We start from the raw sequence: 6,662 nt of genomic DNA on the forward strand, positions 1-6,662 counted from the left end.
ACTATGCTATTTTAGGTTCAACACTTCCTTTGCCAAAGACATATAATCATTGGCACCATTGGACTTGGGGTTATACTCGAATATGGTCTTGCCGTTGATGGGGGCTTCTGCCAAAGCCACATTATCACGGATGACGGTCTTGAAGACTTTCTCGTGAAAACTGTCATTGACGATTTCCCTCACGCTGCGGTTCAACGTCTTGCGGCGGTCGAACTGCGTGATGACGATGCCGCCTACTTTGAGGTTGGGATTAAGCCGCTCCTGAACTATGCGAATGATGTCCATCAGTTTTGCCATACCCCTCATGGCAAGGTATTGCGCTTGAACAGGGATGATGATGTAGTCTGCTGCGGTGAGGGCATTCAAAGTCAGCAAACCCAAGGATGGTGGGCAGTCGATGATGACGTAATCGAAATGCTCTTTGGCTATGGCTTTGGTGATAAGTCCCTTCAAGATAAGTTCCCGTCCCGGCTCGCTGATAAGCTCTGACTCTGCCGCTGAAAGGTCAAGGCAAGAAGGAACAACCGTAATACCGTTAGCCAACTTGACCAACGGCAAATGGTATTGTCCGCACATTGCACCATAGACTGTCTGCTCTTCCTCGATGGACAATCCAAAAGCTTCCGTGAGGTTGGCTTGTCCATCCATGTCGATAGCCAAGACGTGCTTCTTACTCAGTTGCAGGGCTGCTGCAAGGCTTACTGCGGTCGTGCTTTTCCCCACGCCGCCTTTGTGATTTAATACTGCAATTATCTGTGTCATAACGTGATACTACTATTAGTAAATACTACTTTACTATTCTGCTACTGATAGTACATACTAACCATAGCAAAATAGGATTTACTACGATTAGTACGTACTACTCTTAGTCTATACAACCTTCAGAAGGGCAGGTCATCGCCCTTGTCCTGCGGTGCATCTGCTGGCGGTACGGGAGCCTCGCCCTCTGCCTTGGCTGCCTTGCGTGCCTTTGTTGCAGGTGTGTCGGTTGCATCCTTCTTCCCTGCATTGACAAAGGCGATGGAGTCAGCTATGATGCTATGCTGTATGTGGTTCTCTCCGTTGCGGTCTGTCCAAATGGAAGAGGTCAACGTACCCTCCACAAGCACCATACGACCCTTGGTGAGGTATTCAGCCAAGCGGATATGGTTCTCTTTGCTGCTCTTCACCCTTACCCAAGTGGTGATTTGCTTGCCCTTGCTGTAGTCGTCCACTGCGATGTCAACAGCCATGAATGTTCCGTGTGTTCCTGTGATGACGCGGCAATCCTTTGCTCCGATGCGTCCGATAGTGTGAGTGTAAATCATAATGTGAAAATGTTATAGTGGCAAGTTGGTGGGGCTTGCCGTTACCTTGTTATTTTAATATCCTTTCTTAGTCTGCCTTGTATTGGCGACAAAAGACTTGTTGCAGCCTGTGAGACTGATAGAGCCACAATTAACAAACTCTCCGTCGGCATAGACCCTGTACTTTTGTCCACTTACCTCATGCTTCTGTTTGATGCGCTCTCGCATCCACTTCTTGGCAGCGGTCAATGAGCAAAAGGTCTCGCTCTCCTTGGTAGTCTCGTCATATACGATGCACTGGGTCATACATACTCCTCCTTCATCCATGCGCCTATACTCGACGTGACATAGTCCAACTGACCGCCAAATATGTCGTTTGGCTCTATGTCGTATTGTCCATCCCTCACTTCCTTGTCCTCTCCGAGAAGCGACAAGTTGCCGTCAGCATCCAAACGAGCTGCATCTATGACGATGTCACGAGGCTCGTCAAAGAGATAACCTGCCACGATGGGCTGTTCTCCCTCGAAATGCACCTCAAAGCCTCCGTCCACTTCCGTGCCGTACTTGCGAAGAGCTACTTTCAGTTCGTCCTGTTCCCGGTGCTTCAATGCCTGGAGTTGTCCATGGATAGTGAGGTCTTGCAGTTCTGCCTCTCGTTGGGTGTGAGTCGCCTCGCCGGTTTTGCGGTCGATGTCGTACTTGTGGTAAACCACTGGGATATGGTCTGCCGATGTGACAAGCCATGTGATGTTGTTCACTGAGAAGCCCTGTCTGGTAAGAAACTCCTCGATGTCTGAGCCGATAAGATGGTCGGCTACGTCAAGATACTCGATGCGTGCGTCAGCATCATGCAGGATGATAATCTTCATTGCCTTTCAATTTTTTTATGATACAAATAAGTTTGTCGCCCATGTCGCTGGACTTGTTTTTAACAACGTTGAAGAAACTTACGCTCAGCATAGTGAATAAATTCCCTCTGCGTTCGCTTAACCGTTTCTTTTTTCCCTCCTTTCGAGGCCTTTCAGCCTGTGGAGGGATATTTTCTGCTTCCACAAGCCGCAAAAAAGACATAAAGACAAATTATGTGTGAAGAATACTCTTTTCCGAGGAAAAGGAAGATTGTTCACAGTCACAAGACCTCAAGCAGAATTTGACGATTGTCTCAGAGGCGGCTAACTTTGCAGGAAATATGCCTACCACTGCGCTGATTGGAAGAAGATCATTGATATTGTCTGCAAGAGGAATGATGTATAATATATAAAGAGGTAAGAAGAATGGGTGAAACAGGAACAGGGTGGGCAGTGAAGTGTTTGCAGGTCTGCTGTACCGACATAAAGCGAGTGTGTTGGCTGACCGGGATGCAAGTCATCAAAGCTTCAGCCTTGATAGCTTGTATCACGGACAGACAATTCTCTCGCGTCGGTACTTCGGCATACTGTCAGCTTTGGCTAATAGCAACGTGTTGCCATCAGCCAAGGATGTCTGTATGACGACAGACCATGTAACACTTCGCAAAGGCGTGGGGCAAAGCAGTATAATTTAGAGGTAGATAGTAACGTATATCAGGTAAGAAGAGACAGTTGCGTAACGGACAAATCGGGCACTCTTGTCAGCATGACAAATGTGCCTTGTCTTTGCCGCAGGACACTGAGGCAGATTGGACGTAGCAGACCTGTCTGCCACATTCAATATGCCTGAGAGGACAAGAACTGGCTCTTGTATAGCAGAAGAAATATTGTAAAACAGTTGATTAGTGGTAAAAGTGGTATGGGTGGGCAGAATGGCATTACACGGTCATTGCCGAAGCCCGACAATGGGACAGCCAGACAGCAATAAAGGCAGTTATCAGAAGTGCCAGTTTCTGATAGTGCCATTGTAGGCTGCCTGTCACATGGGTATTCGTGCGGTGTCCGTACAGTAATGCCGTTCTGAAGGTGTGGGGCGAAGCGGTACAACGCATGTGGACGGAACCACCGCTTATAACAGAAGATATTTTGCAGTCAAAGAGAAGAAGAATAGTAAAGCAGGTGTGGGTGGGTAGTGAAGCTGTCGCAAGATTGACGGTCTGAATATCAAGGCGAGTGGATAGCCAGTAAAGGACACAATTATCAGAAGTCCCGACTTCGGCATCTTGTGGCATAGATGGCAGTCCTCTCGCATTCAGACCTTGGCATACTGTCTTTCTTGGCTAATAGCAACCTTGTTGCCATCAGCCGGGAATGTCTGCATGCCAACCATCTTGGTGACGCTTCGCAAATGGTGAGGGACGAAGTGGTTAGAATAAAGGAAGACGGCTTCCCCGTTATGGCCTATAAATGAACATGGTTGTTATCTGAGAAGAGATAAACGCTATAACAGCATATTGATATCCCAGAGCAAAACAAAAGCGACCCGAAGGTCGCCTTGTTATGGAGAGGAAAGGCTATTTCTTGCCTTTCTTGGTTGCTGGTTTGGCCGGCTCTTCCGCAGGAGTCTCCTCCTTGTCGGGACACTCGTAGAACTTGGTTGCAACCATGATGATTCTGGAGTGCTTCACGCCATCCTTGTCTGTCCATTCCTCTGGCTTGAAGAAACCTTCAACGGTGAGCAATGTGCCTTTTGTGAGCTTGTCGAATGATTCGGTGTGCTCATTCTTGCGCCATGCCTCCATATTCATGAAAGCCGATATGCGGTTGGTTTCCTCGCCGTTCTTCTCCTGACGGCCTACTGCCAATGAGAAGCGTGCTACGCTGGCGTTTGCGAACTGACGGATTTCTGCATCCTTACCTACGAAACCTGAAACTGTGAAGTTGTTCTCGATCTTTTTCATTTTGAATTGAATTTAAAAGTGAAACTTAATTTTTACATGCATTCAAAAGCAGGGATGTGGCACCATGTGGGAAGCACCATGAAAATCGTTCGCAATACTCTTTTTGTCGTTGGCGGTAAGGGAGAAAAAGGAAGATTACGCACTATTTTATTGGTCATAGCTATAGCGGCCACACAAGAAGGAGGAAGTCCTTCGCAGCATCACGCTACCTTTGCATGGTAAAAATAAGTGGCTTTCAAATAACTCAATTCAGAAAAAGACGGAGCCAAACAATGGAACAAAGGTTGTAAGCAAGGAGGCAATCCGTATGCAACTGACAGAGGCACTGCTATGGCGGTATGCCTGGAGAAACGAAGTGGGAAATCCGACCTTACAGCTGTATCAGCAGAAGATGGAGGAGCATGAACAATGATGCACAACGAACGACAAGCCAAAGGGTCAGCTTACCAATAGAGGCATCAAGCCAAAAGAGGACAGACATCAGAGGATTGCCGATAGCACTGTCATCATGCCAAAGCCAAGTTCTGTGTCCGACAAGGAAGAGTCGCAAAAGACAGACGAGTAAAACCAAAAGGCGAAATGACCATTCCTATAACAAGGTGACGGGTTGCTTAAAATGGCGAAGGGACTTTGGGGACGTGTCGCTAAACAGGTGTCGAAGCATCGCTTCTATAACAGGACTGGAGCAAGTGAGCAAACCGCACAACTTGCTCCCAAGGTATTTCAGTTACAACAGCCATAACCTCATTGGAGGATTGTCCTAAAAGAGTTTTTGCAGTCAAAGGAAGAAAGAGTCTGCAAGCCACATAGCCAACAGACTCTTTCTCTTGATTATTCACAGATGACAACGTCATCCTTGTACTCTGTCACCTCCTTGCCGTTGATGAGCTGGACAATGACCTCACAACCCAAGTCCTCGACAATCGTTCCCTCTGTCTGACCTCTTCGGGGATAAAGCAAGGTGCAGAAACACCCTACAACGCCGTCCAACTGCTCCATGTCTATCGTTGCCATATCCGTTCCTCCTTGTTAGCCGAATGTGATTGGATTGATGCAGAAGTTCGTGTCCTCTGCCTCATACTCGTATTCATTGATGAAGTCAATCATCTTCTGTTCGTTTCTTCCGTCCTGTGAGATACCTGTCTTTTCACACCACAACTTGATGGCATCGCCAAAGGTGGAGTAAGCACCCTCACAATCCTCAAAGAGTTCTCCGTATGCAGTGACGTAACACTCTTCGGGAAAAAAGTCGTTCTCATCGTGCGTATAGAAGATGTCGCAACCTGGCTCAACCTCTCGCCAAGTGATTGAAAGTTCGTCGCCAAGTGCCTTGTTCACCTCCTCAAAGAACAAGTCGCATGAAGACCAAGCACTTTCGGTGTCAAAGGACAAGAGGGCATAATCGTCTTCCACGTTCTCCTCATACTCTGCCCAATAGATGTGTCCTCTCACCGAGATACCTTTCTTCTCGTAGTCAATGCCATAGTGTTCTGCCAAGAGATACAGATACACATTCTTACTGTTCACCTCCAACTCTTGGAGTGTGTTCCAAAGGTCTGCCACGGCTTTGCGTGAGCCTGTCACCTTGTACTGAGTGTCGCAAATGTTAGCCATAAGATAAAATTTTTATTTTCTTCCCTTATGTAGAACCAACTACCATCGGGATTGATTAAAGAATTATGTTGCCCCAAAAGGTGTTATGGCTCATCAATGCAAGGTTTTGCCGTCAAATACTACCTCTGACGCAATCAGAGCGTGGAGATTTCACGGACAAACCACAGGCACCGACCTTGCAGGATGAACGCCATGACAGGTACCTTTGCAACACAATTCTTATCAGAGCCCGATGGGGTGGTACATGGCAGACAGCATGGTACAGCAGTGTAACTGTACGCTACAAGTGGAGATAAGGCTATAAGAGGTTTTTGCAGTCAAAGGAGAAAAGAGTTCACGAAGTGCAGTATCGACAGGGCAAAAACACTTTAGTTTACCCTGGTTAGCTCTTATATATATGCTAACCTAAAGTAAACTATATATAGGTAGGCAGAAATAACGTCTGCTTACCATATCGAAAAAGAGGTGAAACAAGAGGTCGGAAAACACTTTAGTTTACCTTGGTTAGCTCTTATATATATGCTAACCTAAAGTAAACTGTATATATGTCCGTCTAAAACTCGAAAACCGTAAGGATCGCTTACGTCAGGAACAGAAGCAAAGAACCGTAGAAGAGGTGCAGGAAGTCTTTCTTCCTTTGACTGCAAAAAATCTTCGTACCAGTGATAAGGCTATCGCCAATTTCACACTTGGATTTCGACAACCAGATTGATCATAGGGAAAAGAAACACCGAGTCAGGTAGTCCGCAAGAAACATATCAAGCCCACAAAACGAACTATCGTTTTTTCATCCAAACACAAAAATGAAGGTATCTGACAGGAAAGAAAGCAAGGGAAACAGGCAAAGGAACAAAATCGTGTTTCTCGTCACTTTTGTTTCTGTTTTGTTTCTTAAAAGTTTGTAATTGGGCAAAAATACATGAATATCAGATGTTTATAAAATAAGCAGTTAG

7 protein-coding genes are annotated in these 6,662 nt (G+C 46.4%); all 7 read right to left on the reverse strand.

Translation table 11 applies throughout. The annotated features are described in order from the left end of the window. Positions 1 to 6 precede the first annotated feature (6 nt). The 7 genes from IX315_RS03665 to IX315_RS03700 all read right to left on the reverse strand — a co-directional run bounded on the left by IX315_RS03665 (position 7) and on the right by IX315_RS03700 (position 5,709). Positions 7 to 762: a ParA family protein gene (locus tag IX315_RS03665; protein ID WP_211837191.1), complete on the reverse strand. Its 756-nt coding sequence runs from the start codon at positions 760 to 762 to the stop codon at positions 7 to 9. 119 nt (positions 763 to 881) lie between these two features. Continuing rightward, entirely contained in the window at positions 882 to 1,307 is a 426-nt protein-coding gene (locus IX315_RS03670; RefSeq protein WP_211837192.1) for a single-stranded DNA-binding protein, read from the reverse strand. A 54-nt stretch (positions 1,308 to 1,361) separates the two neighbouring features. Continuing rightward, a complete protein-coding gene (locus IX315_RS03675) occupies positions 1,362 to 1,592 on the reverse strand; it encodes a hypothetical protein (RefSeq protein WP_244973085.1) in 231 nt (76 codons plus the stop codon). Further along, entirely contained in the window at positions 1,589 to 2,155 is a 567-nt protein-coding gene (locus IX315_RS03680; RefSeq protein ID WP_211837194.1) for a hypothetical protein, read from the reverse strand. The genes IX315_RS03675 and IX315_RS03680 overlap by 4 nt, the downstream gene beginning before the upstream one ends. Before the next feature lie 1,553 nt (positions 2,156 to 3,708). After that, positions 3,709 to 4,095 carry a single-stranded DNA-binding protein gene (locus tag IX315_RS03685; RefSeq protein WP_211837195.1) on the reverse strand — a complete coding sequence of 129 codons (387 nt, stop codon included), beginning with the start codon at positions 4,093 to 4,095 and terminating at the stop codon, positions 3,709 to 3,711. A gap of 831 nt (positions 4,096 to 4,926) precedes the next feature. Next, on the reverse strand, positions 4,927 to 5,109 hold the full coding sequence (locus IX315_RS03695; RefSeq protein WP_004319908.1) for a hypothetical protein: 183 nt from the start codon (positions 5,107 to 5,109) through the stop codon (positions 4,927 to 4,929). 15 nt (positions 5,110 to 5,124) lie between these two features. Next, positions 5,125 to 5,709, reverse strand: coding sequence for a hypothetical protein (locus tag IX315_RS03700; protein WP_211837197.1), 585 nt, complete (start codon positions 5,707 to 5,709; stop codon positions 5,125 to 5,127). Positions 5,710 to 6,662 lie beyond the last annotated feature (953 nt).

Origin of the sequence: Porphyromonas levii, assembly GCF_018206105.1 — a bacterium.
In the GTDB taxonomy this organism is placed as follows: domain Bacteria; phylum Bacteroidota; class Bacteroidia; order Bacteroidales; family Porphyromonadaceae; genus Porphyromonas_A; species Porphyromonas_A levii.